Here is a 17,493-nt window from a genome sequence, read left to right on the forward strand (position 1 = left end):
TGTTGCGGCTGCTTGAAAATCAACCCTTGCCGGGAAATGTCGAGCTCAGGGCTTTTCGGCTTACTGAGTGGTGTTCTGGTAGTCCGGCATGGCGCCGGACTACCAGAACGGATCAACAGCTCGATTAACGACCAGGCGCGTTGGCGTCGAGCCAAAGCGAATCCACTTCAATGATGGCGGCTTCGGTCACATTGGTATCAACGCCGTGAATCCAAGGCTGGGTTGCCACAACGGCCTTATTGTAATTGTTGAACCAGACTGGCGCCTTTTCAAAAATATAGGCATCCGCTTTCTTCAAAAGCTCAATACGCTTGGCCGGATCCGATTCAGCCGACGCCGCATCCAGAATTGCGTCATAAGCGGGGTCCTTGAAGGCACTGCGGTTACAACCCGAACGGCTCACACGGCTGTCGAAGCAGCGCAAAGTAGTGAGCGGATCAGGTCCTGTGCCCGCAGAACGAAACCATGCCATGGCCGATCCCTGATTCATTTCATCAACAAGGGTGTTGGAATCCACGACCTTGGCTTTGGCGGTGATACCAACCTCTTTGAGAAATGGCATCATGGCCTCCAGAACACCGAGGCTCGATGTCCCTTCGGTCACGGATATTGTAACTTCAAAGCCATCGGTATAGCCGGCTGCAGCCAGCAGCTCCTTGGCTTTCGCGGGGTCATACGGATATGGCGCGCGGTCTTTGTCAAATGCAGGGGATGTAGTTGGTAGCCAGCCCGTTGCCTTATACGCTTTGTCTTTGAGAAGTTTGTGGATGATGATGTCACGGTCAACGGCATAATTGATTGCCTGCCGCACACGCACATCGTCAAATGGCTTCTTTTCAGTGTTGAGGCCCATATGGCGGGTGAACACTTCCGAAATTTCAATCAGGCCCTTGGAAAGCTCTGGATCAGCCTTGTAAAGAACATAAGCGTTTTCTGACAGAACGGTAGCATCCAGCTCGCCAGCGCGAAATGCCATATCAAGCGCGCTGTTGTCACCGGATATGGTGAAATCCACCGCATCAGCATAGGGCTTGCCCTGCTTATAATATTTGTCGAATTTTTTGCCTGAGATTTTTGAACCTTCGACGTGATCCACAAAGGTAAATGGTCCAAGACCAACCGGATGGGTAAGGAAATTGCCGCTTTCTACTTCTTCTTTTGGCAGAATAGCAGTGATTGCTTCGAAGAATTGCGTGCCCGGATCGACAAGGTCTTTGAATGTGAGCGAGAAGGTGCGGTCATCGATCTTTTTAATGCCGCTGATTTCTTTGACTTCACCCTTGGAATATTCCTGCGCACCGACGAGCGTGCCGACCTGCACCGCGCCCGGATAGCCCTTTGCCGGGTCCATGATACGCGTATAGGACCAGACCACATCATCTGTCGTCAGCTTACGGCCATTGTGGAAATAGATGTTGTCAAACAGCTTATAAGTGAAGGTTTTACCGTCATCACTGGTTTTAACCAGTTCAGCCAGATCAAGAGCAGGCGCGTTTTTGGCCGAATCCCACGTATAAAGGGAACGGTGAAACGCTTTGGAGACCACCATGTCCTGCGAGGTGTAAGTCGCATGCGGGTCAAGACTTTTGAGGGCTGCGCCATAGGGCGCTGCCAGATGCAGCGTACCGCCGGGCTTTGGCTCATCTGCCCAGGCTGAGCTTGCAGGAACCGCCGCAGACAGTGCGGCGGCAATCAATGCAGCTTTTATGATCGAGCGATAGTTCATGGTTTTCCCCTTTTTCATTGATTGGCTTTTACGGTCAGCTTATTTTTGGAAGGCATATCGGTAAAAGTGCCGCGCGAAATTGGGCAGAAAACTTCTGTCATTCGCTGACCATTCCCCATCGCACATCACACAGAGAACAAAACTTTTTCCGTCAGGCGTTTCCCCGTAGACCAGATCGTGCCTGGTCCAGGACGTATGACCCGCTTTCGACCACGTCATTACATCCCGTGGCAAACCCTCAACCAAAAAACCAAGGACCTGATCACCCTCAGGATCGGCATCATTTGGATGGCGCTGAAACTCACGGTTCATCAGCCCCATCATCCAATCGGAGCGCGCACGCGCTCCGCGCGCGATATCGTGCATCAAAGCTGCTGCGGATAAGGCGGTGAGAAGATTTCCATTTTTGCCATTGCGGATCTGCTTGGCGCGACCATACGGGCTGTCCTCATATGTGCCATGCAATACGTTGATACCCGCGAATTCTGGCCGGTTCTGTGATTCATACCACTGCTGAACATGGTGGCGCGCCGCGCACCATTCTTCCAGCGCTTTTCCCTGCAAAGGGGCGCCATCATCAGCACCAGTCAAACGTCCCACGAGATAAACCGTCGCCTCATTGGAGGAAATGGCCATCATCTGTTCGGCGGCGCGGTCATCTTCCGCGTCCTCGGCCACGCGGCCTTCCTCTCGGAAAGCTGCCAATGCATCGAGAAAAAACAGCTTCACGACACTCGCCGGATAAAGCGGTTTCATTGCCTGATGTCCAAACCATGACGAATTCAGGAATGCGCCGGGGTCAACCAGGCGTAAGGGAGCATCGAAAAGGCAGGCAGCCAGGCTGACACGGCTTTCATCGAGAGCGCCATTTGTCGACAGCAATGCTTCTGATAGTGCGCGTGATGCCGGATGCGTCTTCGGCATTTGGGCTGTGGCGTTCATTTATGTTCCCTATTTTTAAAGCAATTTAGTCATGGAAATTTATTCGTTGATATAGAAATATCATTGGAACTTTATGCGCGTGCGATATGATGTGGTAAAAATCACCGCAATTTCGGAGGGCAAAAGGTGGGATCGAGCAAAGATCATATCGGTTTGCGCCAGGTAGAAATTTTTCGCGCCACCATGAAATTTGGTACCGTCACGGCTGCCGCGGCGGCTCTTGGTTCTTCGCAACCAACCATCACGCGGGAGTTAGCACGATTGGAGCAACATATCGGCTTTCGCCTGTTTGAACGGCGTCTGCAGAGACTGGTGCCAACAGCCAGAGCGCTCAAGCTTTTTGAGGAAGTGCAAGCCTCATTCATCGGTCTGGATCGTATCAATGACTTTATCGATCGTCTGCGCGATGCTTCGGAAGAAGTGCTCACAGTCGCTTCTCTTCCGGCCTTTGCACAGACGATATTGCCTGAAGCGGTCGCGCGATTGAATGCCACCCATCCGGATTTGACACTGCAAATCAGCACGGTTGACCCCCGCAATCAATCGAGCATTTCCGGTTTTAATTTTGATGTCGGCCTGATCGAGGGTGTCTATACCGAAAGAGATGCGGAATCGCGGATATTGTGGGTGTTCAAGCTCGTCGCCATCATGCCACCGGATCATCCTCTGGCACAACGTGACTATGTTGAGCCGCACGATTTCGAGGGCATCAACTTCATCAGTCTCGGCTCTCAGGACCCATACCGGCTGAGTGTGGAACGTATATTCGACACGGCTGGCACACAAAGACGGCTGTTCCTGTCATCGCAATCGGCCAGCAGCGTGTGCGAACTGGTGCTGAAAGGGTTGGGTATTTCAATTATCAATCCGCTTACCGCGTTAAGCTATGAAAAATACGGCCTCGTATTAAAACCCTTTTTGCCCGCACAGGATTTTGTGCTGTCCGTTTTACGTCCAATCAATCGCCCTGTCGTCGCCAGTTCTGATGCGTTGGTGGCGCATTTATCCCAAATATGTGCGCAAACGCATCAAAATCTGGTCCAAAAACGCTTGGCTGCTTTGGCATCACGCCGGATCGCGTCGAGCACATACCCGTCATGATCGACAGCCCATCACAGCCAGTGCTTGCAGCCAGCGACGGCGACGGCGACTTCGTCCAGATGCCAGATACCATCGCTGCAGGCCTGCTTGCGACGCAGCCCGTCAGCGGACATCTTTAATCCAGACCGAAAAAGCCTCTATGACCGCCGCCCGGGGACTATAAGGCATTGAGACGATGTAGAAACCATAGCCTGGCAACGACAGCGGATGCGCTTTGACGAGCAGACCGGTTTCCAGCTCATGACCGACGATGACATCGCTGCAGATCGCGATTCCCTGCCCTGCCAGGACCGCGTCAATCGCGTGCAGTTCTTCCCGAAAGCTCAGATCCCACGCCTTGTCCATCTTCAGATTGGGATCGATCGACCGCGCTTTCGACAGCCATTGCCGCCAGGTCGGGGCCTCGGGATCCTTGTTCAACCAATCAAAATGGATCAAAGGAAAACGCAGAAGATCCGAGACGCGCTGAGATGCATGGCCGTTGCGCTTGAGCAGATTTGGGCTGCACACTGGAAAAAACGTATCGCGGCAGACCTCCTGCGCAGGAAAGTCCGAAGGCGGCCTGCGGGCATAGCGGATGGCGACATCCGCTGCCCCGGCGCGCAGATCCAGCACCGCATCGGTCCCGATGATCTCCAACGGGACGGTTGGGTTTGCTTCCCGCCACTTTGGCAGACGTGGGACGAGCCATCGACTTGCAAAGGCATTCGGGCTCGTAACCCGCAAAGGCGCCTGCTCGTCCGTCTCGGCAACGGCAGCGATGGCACCTGCGAGGGCATCAAAGCCATTGCGCAGAGCGGGAAACAGTCGGGCGCCTGCGCTCGTCAACACGAGAGGCCGCGGACGCCGCTGAAACAGTTGGCAACCGCACGTCCCTTCCAGCAACCGGATTTGATGACTGATCGCTGTCGGCGTAACGCCAAGCTCCTCTGCAGCCGCCTTGAAGCTCCCATGCCTCGCAGCCGCCTCGAAGGCGTGCAACGAGCGAAGAGGCGGAAGCTTTCTCATGTGGACAATGTAGATGAATTTCTCTCATCCAGCACCTGAGATCTTCGACATTGCAGTTGGCTGCGGGCCTATGAGACCATGCGGAAAGCTAGGAGGCATACAACGATGGAGTTGAAGAGGCCAATTGACCATCCAACGGGCACATATCCGCCCGGCACTGCAGCTATCGAGAAGCTTCGGCAAGGCCTTCGGGGCGACCTGATCATTCCAGGAGACGCCGTCTACGATGAAGCGCGCAGGGTCTGGAACGGGGCAATCGATAGGCGGCCGGCCCTGATTGTCTACTGCGTCGACGCCAACGACGTGATCCAGGCCGTGACCTTCGCTCGGACGCACAACTGTCTTGTGGCGGTTAGAAGTGGCGGCCACAACGTCGCGGGCCTGTCGGTCTGTGATGCCGGCATGGTTATCGATCTCTCGCGCATGAAGCGCATCGCGGTCGATCCCGTCAGCCGCGTCGCCCATGCCGAGGCTGGTCTGAGTCTGGGCGAGTTCGATACGGCAACGCAGGCTTACGGTCTGGCGACGACGATGGGTGTTAACAGCGACACCGGCATCGCAGGGCTCACACTGGGTGGCGGTTTCGGCAAGCTCGGCCGCAAATATGGTTTGACTTGTGACAATCTCATCGCGGCCGACGTCGTCACTGCTGACGGGAGGCTGCTGAGGGCAAGCGCCGCTGATCATTCCGATCTATTCTGGGGGTTGCAGGGCGGTGGGGGCAATTTCGGAATCGTGACGGCGTTTGAGTACGCGCTTCATCCTGTCGGTCCGTCCCTTCTCGTCGGTTCGGTGCTTCACCGATACGATCAGGCCCGCGAGGCGATCCGCTTTTATGACGATTTTGCCCGCAAAGCGCCGGACGAACTAAGCGTCGACGCGGCGCTTGTGACGATGCAATCGGGCGAACGGTTCTTCAGCGTTTCGGCCTGCTATGTCGGACCGCCCGAATCCGGTAAGCCAATCCTCGCGCCTCTGATGGCGTTCGGCACGCCCGTGGAAAGCAGCCTCGGAGCCATCCCCTACCTTCAGATCCAGTCGAGGGGCGACGCCATTTTTCCCCGCGGGCGCCGCTACTACTGGAAAGCCCAGTTCCTCAATGAAATCAGTAGTTCCGCTATCGATGCGCTGCTCGAGGCCTATGCGGGCGCTCCCTCTGCCACCTCGCTCTTGGTCTTCCAGCAGGTCGGCGGCGCTATCGCCCGCGTGCCAAAATCTGCAGCACCCTACGCCAATCGTGATGCGCTCTATGACTGTTTCCCGATCGCGATCTGGGATGATCCGGCGGATGACGAAGCAAACATCCAATGGGCTCGCGCGATGTGGAGCGCCATCAGGCCATATGCGACCGGCGGCGTCTATGCAAACAACCTCGGCGATGAGGGCGACGACCGCGTGCGCCAGGCCTATGGCGAGAACTATGCCCGCCTGGTGGCGCTCAAAACCAAATATGATCCGGCCAATTTGTTTCGGCTGAACCAGAATATCCCGCCGAATGCATCTTGATCATTGATGCGCAGCGACTTCGACAGGATAAGGTGTTGGAGTCTTTAGATGGATGCAGGTGCGCTGTCGCTGGACCAGCCTTGCCGCTGCCAAGGATGAGGGTGACTTGGATAAAAGGAATGGTGAGACGATCAGTATTATCGGCCATTTTCAAAGGATCGCTACCTTTCATCGTCCATCTGAGGTAGCTTTCCCACGTTCGGTTCTGCACGCACCACCGCCTCAATGCCGGATTGCGCCAGTTCCGGTTAAACGTGCCAAATTATACCGGCACCGGCCCCAGTCCGCCATCCCCTGCCATAAGGCGCCCCAGACACTTCAGCCTATCGAAATTGTAGCTTTGGGCTACATATTCGTAATAGCCTGCAGTGCGAAGGTATCAAAATGCCAATCCCACACAGTAGGGCATAATCGGGACAGTGTTTTCAGCCCAACGAACTTCCCGTTCCCCTAGCGGGCATTATTGCAGAAATGCCCAAGCACCCCTTCGCTGACAAGCTGCGCTCATATGGAGCCGCAAAGCGCCAGGTCATGCCGCATATCGAACACCGGCCTCACAAAGAGCTCAACAACCGTGCGCAGAATTCTCATCTGCCCTTTCGAAAACGGGCGCGAACACGGCAAGCGTTTCGGTCCATCGGGTCCTTATAACAATTTCTGACAATCTTTTCCGCAGCCCGTAACCTCTTCCGAACCGCAATGATACCCTTCCGCGCCTTAAATCGAACAATGTGACACCACTCTTGACAGCCGTCATTAATTTATAAAGATTAGAAAATAATAGGGAGGAAGCATGGGCATCCATCATGGCGCCATACTGCGCATCCTGCGCGATGACGGCCCTCAGTCGAGGGCGGAGTTGGCGCGGCGGACTGCCCTGTCGCCGACCGCGTTAACCCATCTGACCGCACAACTACTGAAGGATGGAACGGTCACGGAACTCACCCAGGCGGTCGCCAGCGGTGCGCCTGTCGGCCGGCCCGCCGTCAATGTCGCGCTCGTGCCGGACGCAAATGCGATGGTTGGCGTGCATCTCGGCGCTGGCACCATCCACGCCACGATCACCGATCTCAAGGCCACACCGAAGGTCAAGGCTTCGCTGTACTTCGACACGGCCAGCAGCGAGCCGACGGCAGTGATCCGGCAAGTCGTCAAGACCGTCGAGGGGCTGATCAAAAAGTCGGGCGTCGATCGCTCTCGGCTTCTCGGCCTCGGGCTCGGCGTGCCCGGCCCGGTCGATACGGAACGCCGCCGCAACCTCCTGTCGATCAACTATGACTGGAAGGATGTTCCGTTCGCCGACGAGCTGGAAACCATGCTGAGCATGCCGGTGGTGGTCGAACACAATGTCAGCGCCATGGCGTTGGCGGAATCGCGCTACGGCATCGGGCGCAACGCCACCGCCCTGCTTTACATCTACCTGCGCACCGGTCTTGGCGCCGGCCTCGTGATCAACGGCCGGCCGTTCCGTCCGGGCGGCCATGGCGCCGTCGAGCTTGGCCATATCCAGGTCGTCGAGCACGGCGAACTCTGCTCCTGCGGCAGCACCGGCTGCTTGGAGACATTTCTCTCCGAGGGAGCGCTCACTCGCGCCGTCAACATCGACAAGCCGCATCCGCGCCAGTTGCTTGCGGTGGTTGAGCGGCACCCCGATGTCTGGAACGCCGCATTGCGGCACTTGACGACGGCAATCGCCAGCGCGACCAATTTGCTCAACCCCGACCTGATCGTCTTTGGTGGCCATCTGGCCGAGGCGCCCGAGAGCTTCATCGACAGCATCCGCAAAAGCGTTCCACCGCGCGTGCTGCCACCCATGCGCGACGCGCTGCGCTTCGAGAGATCGAGCCTCGGCAATGGCGGCGGTGCCATTGGCGGCGCGGCCGCGGCGCTCGATCAGCTTTTCTATTCCGGGGTATCGCGATGAACGCGCCGCCGAAGACAGCGCGCCAGCCCGACCGCGTGGCAAAGGCCCGCGCCCCCGATTTCCAGGGTCTCGGACTCAACTTCGTCGGGCTCGTCGCCGGTATCGCCGTATGGTGGGTGCTGACTGCCAGCGGCGCGGTCGGGCTGCCGCCGCCACCGGACGTCGCGCGCAAATTCGTCGATCTCGTCGCCAACGGCCAGCTTGCTACCGACATCGTCTCGAGCCTTGCCCGCGTGCTCAGCGGCTTCCTCATCGGTGTCATCCTTGCCATTCCCGTCGGTTTCGTCATGGGCTGGTACAAGGTCGCGCGCTCGCTCATAGAGCCGTACCTGCAGTTTTTCAGGATGATCCCGCCGCTCGCCATCATCCCGCTGGCGATCGTAACGATGGGCATCGACGAGACACCAAAAATCTTCGTTATTTTCCTGGCATCGTTCCTCGCCAGCGTCGTCGCCACCTACCAGGGCGTCATCAGCGTCGACAGGACAATGATCAACGCCGCGCGCGTGCTGGGTGCGAAGGACCTGACGATCTTCCTGCGCATCGTCATTCCGGCCTCCACCCCATTCATCCTGGTCGGCGTGCGCATTGGCCTCGGCTCGGCCTGGGCGACGCTGGTGGCGGCAGAGTTGATCGCGGCGCAGACCGGGCTCGGCTACCGCATGCAGCAGGCGCAGCTCTATTACGATCTTCCGACCATCTTCGTCAGCCTGATCGCCATCGGCATCCTAGGCCTTGCCATGGATCGCCTGCTGCTGGCGATCGAACGTCGACTGACTGTCTGGCAGGAGCGCGCGTGATGCAGCAGAAGATCGTCTTCAAAAATGTGACCCGGCGCTTCGACCTCAGGGACAATACCTTCGTTGCGCTGGACCGTTTCTCGCTTGATGTCGCCGATGGCGAATTCATCACCGTGGTCGGTCCTTCCGGCTGCGGCAAGTCGACGGCGCTCAACATCGCCGCCGGGCTACTGGCACCCAGCGACGGCGAGGTGCTGGTGGACGGACATACGGTCGACGGACCTGGCCCCGAACGCGGCATGATCTTCCAACAATACGCGCTCTTTCCCTGGCTGACTGTGCGCGAGAACGTCGAATTTGGGCTACGGGTCAAGGGCGAACCGGCGGCGCGACGGCGCGAGAAGGCCAGCTATTTCATCGATCTGGTCGGCCTCGGCGATTTCGCCGACGCACTGCCGAAAACCTTGTCCGGCGGCATGAAGCAGCGCTGCGCCATCGCCCGTGCCTATGCGGTCGACCCGTCGGTGCTGCTCATGGACGAGCCGTTCGGCGCGCTCGACGCGCTGACGCGCGTGCAGATGCAGGACCAGTTGCTGGAAACCTGGAGCCGCGAGCGCCGTACGGTGATGTTCATCACGCATGACGTCGATGAGGCCGTCTATCTCGCCAACCGCGTCATCGTCATGGCGGCGCGCCCGGGACGGCTGAAGGAGATCATAACGGTCGACCTGCCCTATCCCAGAACCGAGGAAATCCGGCTTTCGACCGAATTCACGGCCATCCGCAACCGCGTCTGGCACGCGGTCTATCACCAGTAACGACAGACAAGGAGGAGGAACGACATGATACTGACACGAAGACATTTCATCACCTCATCGGCTGCGGCCGTCGCGTTCGCGGCGGGAAGCGCTGGCACCAGAGCCGCCGGCCTTCCGGCGCGCATTGGCTATAATGGCGATTTCTGGGGTGCGAGCGTCGCCGGCGTCGCAAGCGACCAGGGCTTCTTCACCAAGCATGGCGTCGATGCCAACACCAAGGTGTTCACCAACGGACCAATCCAGGTCCAGGCGCTCGGTGCCAACAGCCTGGAATTCGGCTATCTCGGGCCTGGCGCGCTTTGGCTGCCGGCGACCGGCAAGGCCAAGATCATCGCCGTGAACGATGTCGGCTTCTCTGATCGCGTGATCGCGCAGGCCGGCATCAAGTCGATCGCCGATCTCAAGGGTAAGAAGGTCGCCATCGCTGCGGGAACTTCGGGCGACATGCTGCTGCGCCTGGCGCTGAAAAAGGCCGGCATGGCGATGACCGACCTCAACATCGTGCAGATGGACCCGAGCACCATCGTCGCCGCCTTCTCATCGAAGCAGGTCGATGCCGCCGGCATCTGGTACCCATTCGTCGGCATCATCGGCAAGAATGTGCCGAACCTAGTCGAATTAGCCAAGAACGACGACTTCTACCCGGCAACGACATTCCCCAGCGTGTTCATCGCCCGCAACGATCTCGTCGAAAGCAATCCCGATCTGGTCAAGCGGGTGACCGGTGCCATCAAGGAGGCGCAGGATTTTCGCGCCGCCAATCAGGAGAAGTCGATCGAGATCACCGCCAAGCTGCTCGGCATTCCGGCCGATCAGCTCAAGGTCGAGGCCGGCTATGGCCGTTTCATGACCTCGGCCGAACTGGTGAAGCTGACCAAGGATGGCACTGTCGACGGTTGGTTCAAGACCATGAATGACCTGTTCAAGACCTTCGGCAAGTTCGACACCTCGCTCGACCCCAAAGACTATTATCTCGGCGACCAGTACATCGCGGCCTGACCGCGACGACCGGACACGCCATTGAATCGGGCCGGACAAGTCCGGCCCCGGTACCGACCCACAGTAAACGGCAATGCGCAGAGGCGGGTATACCATGAACGTACTTTACATCGACATCGACAGCCTGAGACGCGACCATCTCGGCTGCTACGGCTATCATCGCAACACCTCGCCAGTCATCGACAGTCTCGCCCGCGATGGTATCCGCTTCGACAATGTCTATGTTTCCGACGTGCCCTGTCATCCCTCGCGCACGGCGCTGTGGAGCGGGCGGCACGGCATGAAAACCGGCGTGGTCGGACATGGTGGCACCGCCTGCGAGCCGTTCCGCGAGGGCGCCGAGCGCGCCTGGGCCGGAACCTTCTACGAGGAAGGCTGGATGCGCGCGCTGCGCGACCTCGACTACCACACCACCACGATCAGCAGCTTCGGCGAGCGGCACGGCTGCTGGCACTGGTATGCCGGCTTCAATGAGATCATCAACCCCGGCAAGGCCGGCATGGAAAACGCCGATGAGGTCTCTAACTTGGCTGTTGACTGGCTGAAGCGCAATGGCTCGGCCAAAAAATGGTTCCTGCACGTCAATGTCTGGGATCCGCATACCCCCTACCGCGCGCCGGACGCCTTTGGCGACCCCTTCGCCAGCGAACCGCTGCCCGAATGGATGACGAAGGAGGTGTTTGCCAAGAGCCATGCCGGCTACGGCCCGCATAGCCCGCAGGAGCCCTCCGGCTTCGATGTCGAGCCCGGCGGATCAAAATACCGGCGCATGCCGAGCCCGATCAGCGACATGGATCGTGTCAAGGCATGGTTCGATGGCTATGACACCGGCATACTATATGCCGACCACCATGTCGGGCTGATCATCGACGAGCTGAAACGCCAAGGCCTGTTCGACCAGACGATCATCGTCATCGGCGCCGACCATGGCGAGAATCTCGGCGAGCTCAATGTTTGGGCCGACCACCAGACCGCCGATGAGTTCACCTGCAACGTGCCGCTGGTGATCCGCTGGCCGGGCGCTGACGCACCACGCGGCGTCAACCACGGCCTGCACTATCATTTCGACTGGGCCGCGACGCTGGTCGACCGGCTGGGTGGCACCGTGCCGCCAGTGTGGGACGGGCGTTCCTTCGCCCCGGCTTTGCAATCAGGTCAGGATGGCGGCCGCGATTTTCTGGTGCTGAGCCAGGGCGCCTGGGCGGTGCAGCGCGGCGTGCGGTTCCGGCTTCAGGCCGCCGACTGGATCATGCTGCGCACCTATCACGACGGTTACAAGGATTTCGGACCGGTCGCGCTTTTCAATCTGAGCGAAGATCCGCACGAACAGCACGATCTCGCGGCATCACGCCCCGACATCGTCGCCCATGCCAGCCAGCTGCTCGAGGACTGGCGAACCGCAATGGCCGTGAGCGGCGACAACGACGTCGATCCGCTGGTGACGGTGATGCGCGAAGGTGGACCGTTCCACACAAAGGGCGAACTCCCAGCCTATCTGAAGAGACTGCGCGCCACCGGCCGCGCGGCCGCGGCGGCCGCGCTTGAGACGCGCCACCCTGCCCTGGCACCGCGCCGCCGATCGTTGAACTGAAGCAGGATCTCGTTGCCCAGGGAACGCCACTTTCGGCAATATTGGTCCGCCCAGCCCTATTTCTCGCAGGCATTCATTGATATAGTCTGCCTTGCACGACGTTGAAAAACCGCTGCTTGTTTCTGGAATACAGTTTGCCGAAGCAAGGCACTGTATTTATTGGATATCTACATGGAATTGAAATGGCTTGAAGATTTCCTGAGCCTCTCCCAGCATTACAGTTTTTCAAGAGCGGCCAATGACCGCCATATCACGCAGTCTGCCTTAAGCAGACGAATCAAGCAGTTGGAAGATTGGGTTGGCATGCCGCTGATCGACCGCTCAACCAATCCTATCCGGCTGACGGCGGCAGGGCAGAGTTTTCTGCCCCGGGCACAAGATGCTGTGGAGTTGCTGTACGGCGTCAGAAGTTCGCTGGCAGAACGCTACGCTCCCATGTGGGAAATTTTATCCTTCGCCACGCTGAACACACTTTCCCTGACATTCTTTCCTGCCTGGATGGCCGAGCTGGAAGCGTCCGGCGACAGTTTCCGCGCCCGGTTCGCCGACCCTCACTCGTCTTTCCTCGGCAACATCTCGACCCTGGTGAACGGCGACTGTGACTTCTTTCTCACCTATGCGCATCACGCAGTCCCGCAGATGGACGATCTGAAGGGGTTTCCGTTCCTTCCTCTCGGCGTTGAACGGGTCATCCCGGTTTCGGCCCGCGGCCCGGCAGGCAGCCCGTTGCACAGTCTCAAGGATCGCTCTCGGCCGACCGATTATCTCAGCTATCGCGGCAACTCGTTTTTCTCTTCGGCCCTGCCCTGGCTTTTCGACAGGCACAAATTTCAGCTCAACACTGTCTACGAAAACGGGATGTCGGTAGCGCTGAAGGCAATGACGGTTTCCGGCCATGGCGTCGCGTGGATCCCGGAGGGCCTTGTAGCGGATGAATTGAAACGGGGCGTTCTCGTTCGGGCGGGCGACATGGACGCCGATCTGGTGGTCGATATCAGGGTTTACCGCACGCCGCAGTTTCGTAACCGGCATGCGGAAAGATTTTGGCGGCGGGCCTCGCAACTGGCAGCATGAGCCATCGGGAAGAAATCGGCCCGGCACCCGCCGCCAAGCCTTTACCTGAACAGGGGCCGTAAGATTTTCAGGTTGCCGGCAGTGTCAAGGTCCTGCAAATTGCCGTAAATCTCGCTGGCATTTTCTATACCGTCGCAGCAATCCCGGAATTTTCGCGACCGGTCTGCTTCGGAAAAAGGCTGCTGGTTGGTGCCGACCGCGAACTGGCGCGACCTTTGCAGAACCTGGCCATTGCGCAGGGTTATCGTCACGACATGCGGCAGCTTTTGCGGCGATGCGCATTCGTCGTCCAAACTGTAGCTCTGCATGGTCACCGCGCCAAGAAGGTGGTCGCCCGCGAAGGTCCGCACTGCTTCGGGGGTAAAATCGGAAAGACCGAGATAGCCTTGCCGCAGGGCACGGGCCACGCAATACTGCATGGAAAAGCGCGCCTGCATCTGGTCGACGGGCGCCGGATAGGCCAGATTGCGATAGTTGGCGATCCCGACAAGCGTATCAACGGTCTTCACATCATCGGCAACAAAGTCGTGTTCATGCGCCAGATCGAGCAAGGCATCGATGATCATGTGCGTGGAACCACAGCATGGATGGCGCTTGGGCATCACGCCGGCAGTTTCGATGATATGCGCAGTCGGCGCAAGGATATCCTGCGTTTGCCAGTTGATCTGCGGGTCACCGGCAAAAAGCTCGCGAAACCCCTGCTCTCCTTCCAGAATGTCATGCCTTGCCTGCATTCCCGCCCTCGCAAGCAAAGCGGCTTCAACGGCATTGCGTGCCGCCATTCCGGCGTGAAACGGCTTGATGAGGGTGCCGAACTGACCCTTCGTACCGGATGCGAAACTCACTGCAATGGTCAGTGCATGGGCGGTCGCCTCAACACTGAGCCCCAATATACGAGCCGTGGCTACAGCCGTACCGATACTGCCAATCGTCGAGGTGCCGTGCCAGCCGGCGGTATAATGCGCCTGCCCGACACCATCTCCGACATGTGCCTGCGCCTGCAGACCCGCCAGAAAAGCGTCGATCAATTGTGATCCGCTTGTCTTTTCCAGATCCGCCAGCGCCAGTATGGCAGGAACCAGGACTGCCGATGCGTGACTCATACCGGGCAGGAAATTGTCATCGTAGTCCAGCGCGTGAGCGGCAGTGCCGTTGATGAGCCCTGCCAGCATGGGGCTGGATTTACCGCCTGTTACCAGGAGCGCCTCGCCACCGCTGCCCGGTCGGGCAAAGGCGTCCCTGACACTGCATGTGCTTTGGTCCGTACGCCCCGCCACCATGCACGCCAGCGTATCGATGATGGCGTTCTGCGCCAGCCGGCGTGCGTTGGCACTGGCCACAGTTCTGATGCTAGCCTCCGCTATGGCGGAGGCCACAGTCATGTCTTGCCCTTGCATGCTGCACTACCCCTGAAATGCATCCAGGACGAGCTTCAGCAGCCGTCCGAATTTGTGACGGTCAAGTTGCCGCCCCTGCACATCCGTATTGACCCGGTGCACCAGCACCATATCCAGCGCCGGCATGACGATACAGAAGTGGCCGCCCGCGCCAAAGCCGGCATAGCTGCCCTTAGGTGCCACGACTCCAGGGAAAAATACGCCGTCCCGCTCCAGCCACCACATATAGCCATAGGCTCCACGCGCACCCGCGTGAGAATACGGCATGACGCATTCCTGCGCCCAGCCCTGCGGCAGGATGTGGGCGCCATTCCATGAACCATGGCGCAGATAAAGCTGGCCAAACCGGGCCAGGTCCCGCGTCGATAAGCGGAACGGATAAGCTGCATGGCGGCTTTCAGTGAAATGATCGTGCCAACCGTCAGGCTTTGCACCGTCAAGCGAGAAATCCTCAAATTGCAAAGGCTTGGCAATGCGTTCGTTGAAGGCTTGATGGACCGTCTTGCCTGTCAATTGTTCGAAGATCGTGCCGAGCGCATTGAAGTCCCAATTGTTGTAACACCAGAAAGTGCCTGGGGCATGGGCGTGTCGCTTTTCCTTGATCATTCGCATCCACGGCGTTTCATAACCGGCAGCGTGATAAATGCCCGAACGAGCGGTCAGCAGATCGTAGACTGTCGCCTGCTTTTCGACCGCGCTCAGTCCATCATTGTCATCAATGCCCAGGGCTTCCAGCGTCTGGCTCAGATCAATGGTTCCGTCCGCGACATCCTGCCCCATCAGGGCCGCCAGTACGCTTTTGCGGATCGAATGGCAAAGATATTTGTGGGTGATATCGCCATAGGTGTAAACAATCTTGCCACCTTGCACGATCATCAAAGCATCAGTTTCCTGAGCATCGGCGCAGGCTTCAACCGCTTGCAGCCCCTTATCCAGCCAACCAGCGGCTGAAGGGTCCTTGATCCGCTCCCAATCCCCGGCCGGATTGGCTGCCGAATGATAGTTCATTGTTGCATGTCCTTGTCATGATTGTGTGCCACCGCCTCGACACTCGCCTGCAGGAAATCCTGCGTGTAGGAATCCCTGGCCCGCGATTGCCGCAGATCGTCTGCGGTGAGTTCTTCCAGTATAATGCCCTTGTGCATGACACCGACGCGTTCGCAGATATGCGCGACCACGGCCAGATCATGCGAAACCATGAGATAGGTGAGGTTTCGCTCGCGGCGCAGCGTCTTCAGAAGATTGAGAATTTCCGCCTGAACCGATACGTCCAGCGCCGAGGTCGGCTCATCCAGCAGCAGCACCTCAGGTTCAATGATCAGTGCACGGGCAATCGCCACGCGCTGGCGCTGACCGCCCGACAATTCATGCGGATAACGATACATGAAGTTCGGCCCAAGCCCGACGGCAGCCAGCACATCGCGGATACGCTCTTCCCTGCGGTCCATGCCGTGGATCGCAAGAGATTCAGCAAGTACCTTGTACACCTGTTTGCGCGGGTGCAGCGAAGCGTAGGGGTCCTGAAACACCATCTGCACCCGGCGAAAGAACGCTTTGTCGCGCGTGCCCGCCATCGGCTGACCATCAAAGATGAAACTGCCCTGATAATGCGGAATCAATCCTGCAAGCGCGCGCAAAATCGTCGACTTCCCGCAGCCTGACTCTCCGATCAGACCATAGGCCTGGCCCCGCGCAATGTGAAAGCGGGCTTTCTTGACCACGGCGGTCCGTTTGCGGCCTTTGCCGAAAATAACCGACAGATCCGACACATCAACGTGTGGTCTCCCAATGTCATTCATCATGCCTGTCCCTCGCTCAGAGTTGCACCGCTCAGCCAGCTCGGATCACGCTCAGGAACTTTCAGCATGTCGACCGGGCGATCGAGCCGCGGAAGACTGGCCAAGAGTGCCTGCGTATAGGGATGCCTGGCCTTATGCAGTTCCTTGGCGGGCAGGTCCTCCATAATGCGGCCCGCATACATCACCAGAACGCGGTCGCAGAAATCGGCGACCAGATTGAGGTCGTGGCTGATGAACATCAGCCCGGTGCCAGAACGGCTGACGAGTTCATCCAGAACCGTTAGCACCTGCCGGCGCACCGTCACGTCCAGAGCGGATGTCGGCTCGTCGGCAATAATCATGTCCGGTTCCGGGATGAGCATCATGGCGATCATCACGCGCTGTCCCATGCCACCCGATATCTCATGCGGGAACAGTTTCATGACGCGTTCCGGATCGCGAATATGGACGGCTTCCAGCATGGCCAGCGTTTTTTGTCTGGCTATTGCGGGCCGTGCGCGATGATGGAGACGATAGGCTTCCATGATCTGATCGCCGATACGGATCAAGGGATTGAGTGAGTATTTCGGATCCTGCAGGATCATTGAAATACGGTTGCCCCGTATCGTACGCATCTTCCGTTCGCTGGCAGAAAGCAGGTCGACGCCGTCGAAACGCATTGCCTTCGCGCGAATTTGCGCAGATTTCGGCGTCAGTTTCAGCACCGAACGGCCCGTCATCGACTTGCCCGAACCAGACTCGCCGACAATTCCCACCTTCTCCCGTCCGATGGAGAAACTGATGCCGCGCACAATGTCGATATCGTGTTTCACGCCCGGAAACGACACCCAGAGATCATCAACTTCAAGCAGAGGTTTTGTCATGATCT

At 58.4% G+C, this 17,493-nt stretch carries 15 protein-coding genes and 1 pseudogene; 9 read left to right on the forward strand and 7 right to left on the reverse strand.

The window, feature by feature from the left end; all coding sequences use genetic code 11:
- Nucleotides 1-124 precede the first annotated feature (124 nt).
- Both J1W56_RS17270 and J1W56_RS17275 read right to left on the reverse strand, forming a co-directional pair.
- A complete protein-coding gene (locus J1W56_RS17270; protein WP_223614529.1) occupies nt 125-1,726 on the reverse strand; it encodes an ABC transporter substrate-binding protein in 1,602 nt (533 codons plus the stop codon).
- A gap of 39 nt (nt 1,727-1,765) precedes the next feature.
- Nucleotides 1,766-2,668, reverse strand: coding sequence for a class A beta-lactamase-related serine hydrolase (locus J1W56_RS17275; RefSeq protein WP_223614530.1), 903 nt, complete (start codon nt 2,666-2,668; stop codon nt 1,766-1,768).
- Nucleotides 2,669-2,794: 126 nt separating this feature from the next.
- On the opposite strand from J1W56_RS17275, the gene J1W56_RS17280 reads away from it, so the two are divergent.
- Nucleotides 2,795-3,769 carry a LysR family transcriptional regulator gene (locus tag J1W56_RS17280; protein ID WP_223614531.1) on the forward strand — a complete coding sequence of 325 codons (975 nt, stop codon included), beginning with the start codon at nt 2,795-2,797 and terminating at the stop codon, nt 3,767-3,769.
- A 102-nt stretch (nt 3,770-3,871) separates the two neighbouring features.
- On the opposite strand, the gene J1W56_RS17290 is transcribed toward J1W56_RS17280, so the two are convergent.
- Nucleotides 3,872-4,777 carry a LysR substrate-binding domain-containing protein gene (locus J1W56_RS17290; protein WP_223614532.1) on the reverse strand — a complete coding sequence of 302 codons (906 nt, stop codon included), beginning with the start codon at nt 4,775-4,777 and terminating at the stop codon, nt 3,872-3,874.
- 105 nt (nt 4,778-4,882) lie between these two features.
- Between J1W56_RS17290 and J1W56_RS17295 the strand changes: the two genes are divergently transcribed.
- The 8 genes and pseudogenes from J1W56_RS17295 (at nt 4,883) to J1W56_RS17330 (ending at nt 13,429) form a co-directional block, all read left to right on the forward strand.
- On the forward strand, nt 4,883-6,283 hold the full coding sequence (locus tag J1W56_RS17295; protein WP_223614533.1) for an FAD-binding oxidoreductase: 1,401 nt from the start codon (nt 4,883-4,885) through the stop codon (nt 6,281-6,283).
- A gap of 474 nt (nt 6,284-6,757) precedes the next feature.
- Nucleotides 6,758-6,931, forward strand: a pseudogene (locus J1W56_RS17300) (IS6 family transposase); the annotation flags it as partial.
- A 145-nt stretch (nt 6,932-7,076) separates the two neighbouring features.
- The gene (locus J1W56_RS17305; protein ID WP_223614534.1) at nt 7,077-8,207 is read left to right on the forward strand and encodes an ROK family transcriptional regulator; all 1,131 of its coding nucleotides are present in this window, start codon (nt 7,077-7,079) and stop codon (nt 8,205-8,207) included.
- Nucleotides 8,204-9,007 carry an ABC transporter permease gene (locus J1W56_RS17310; RefSeq protein ID WP_223614535.1) on the forward strand — a complete coding sequence of 268 codons (804 nt, stop codon included), beginning with the start codon at nt 8,204-8,206 and terminating at the stop codon, nt 9,005-9,007. Before J1W56_RS17305 ends, J1W56_RS17310 begins: the two co-directional genes overlap by 4 nt.
- A complete protein-coding gene (locus tag J1W56_RS17315; protein WP_223614536.1) occupies nt 9,007-9,765 on the forward strand; it encodes an ABC transporter ATP-binding protein in 759 nt (252 codons plus the stop codon). Before J1W56_RS17310 ends, J1W56_RS17315 begins: the two co-directional genes overlap by 1 nt.
- A 30-nt stretch (nt 9,766-9,795) precedes the next feature.
- Entirely contained in the window at nt 9,796-10,764 is a 969-nt protein-coding gene (locus J1W56_RS17320) for an aliphatic sulfonate ABC transporter substrate-binding protein (RefSeq protein WP_404928314.1), read from the forward strand.
- A 94-nt stretch (nt 10,765-10,858) separates the two neighbouring features.
- Nucleotides 10,859-12,355, forward strand: coding sequence for a sulfatase family protein (locus J1W56_RS17325; protein WP_223614538.1), 1,497 nt, complete (start codon nt 10,859-10,861; stop codon nt 12,353-12,355).
- 171 nt (nt 12,356-12,526) lie between these two features.
- Nucleotides 12,527-13,429 carry a LysR family transcriptional regulator gene (locus J1W56_RS17330; RefSeq protein ID WP_223614539.1) on the forward strand — a complete coding sequence of 301 codons (903 nt, stop codon included), beginning with the start codon at nt 12,527-12,529 and terminating at the stop codon, nt 13,427-13,429.
- A gap of 41 nt (nt 13,430-13,470) precedes the next feature.
- Here the strand turns inward: J1W56_RS17330 and J1W56_RS17335 are convergent, their stop codons facing one another.
- Genes J1W56_RS17335 through J1W56_RS17350 form a run of 4 tightly spaced genes read right to left on the reverse strand, consistent with a single transcriptional unit; the run spans nt 13,471 to nt 17,488 of the window.
- The gene (locus J1W56_RS17335) at nt 13,471-14,811 is read right to left on the reverse strand and encodes an MmgE/PrpD family protein (protein ID WP_223614540.1); all 1,341 of its coding nucleotides are present in this window, start codon (nt 14,809-14,811) and stop codon (nt 13,471-13,473) included.
- A gap of 21 nt (nt 14,812-14,832) precedes the next feature.
- Entirely contained in the window at nt 14,833-15,834 is a 1,002-nt protein-coding gene (locus J1W56_RS17340) for a serine hydrolase domain-containing protein (RefSeq protein WP_223614541.1), read from the reverse strand.
- Nucleotides 15,831-16,625: an ABC transporter ATP-binding protein gene (locus tag J1W56_RS17345; protein ID WP_223614542.1), complete on the reverse strand. Its 795-nt coding sequence runs from the start codon at nt 16,623-16,625 to the stop codon at nt 15,831-15,833. Before J1W56_RS17345 ends, J1W56_RS17340 begins: the two co-directional genes overlap by 4 nt.
- Entirely contained in the window at nt 16,625-17,488 is an 864-nt protein-coding gene (locus tag J1W56_RS17350) for an ABC transporter ATP-binding protein (protein WP_223614543.1), read from the reverse strand. The genes J1W56_RS17345 and J1W56_RS17350 overlap by 1 nt, the downstream gene beginning before the upstream one ends.
- Between the last annotated feature and the right edge of the window lie 5 nt (nt 17,489-17,493).

The sequence above is a fragment of the Phyllobacterium calauticae genome (assembly GCF_019991125.1).
GTDB classification, from domain to species: domain Bacteria; phylum Pseudomonadota; class Alphaproteobacteria; order Rhizobiales; family Rhizobiaceae; genus Phyllobacterium; species Phyllobacterium calauticae.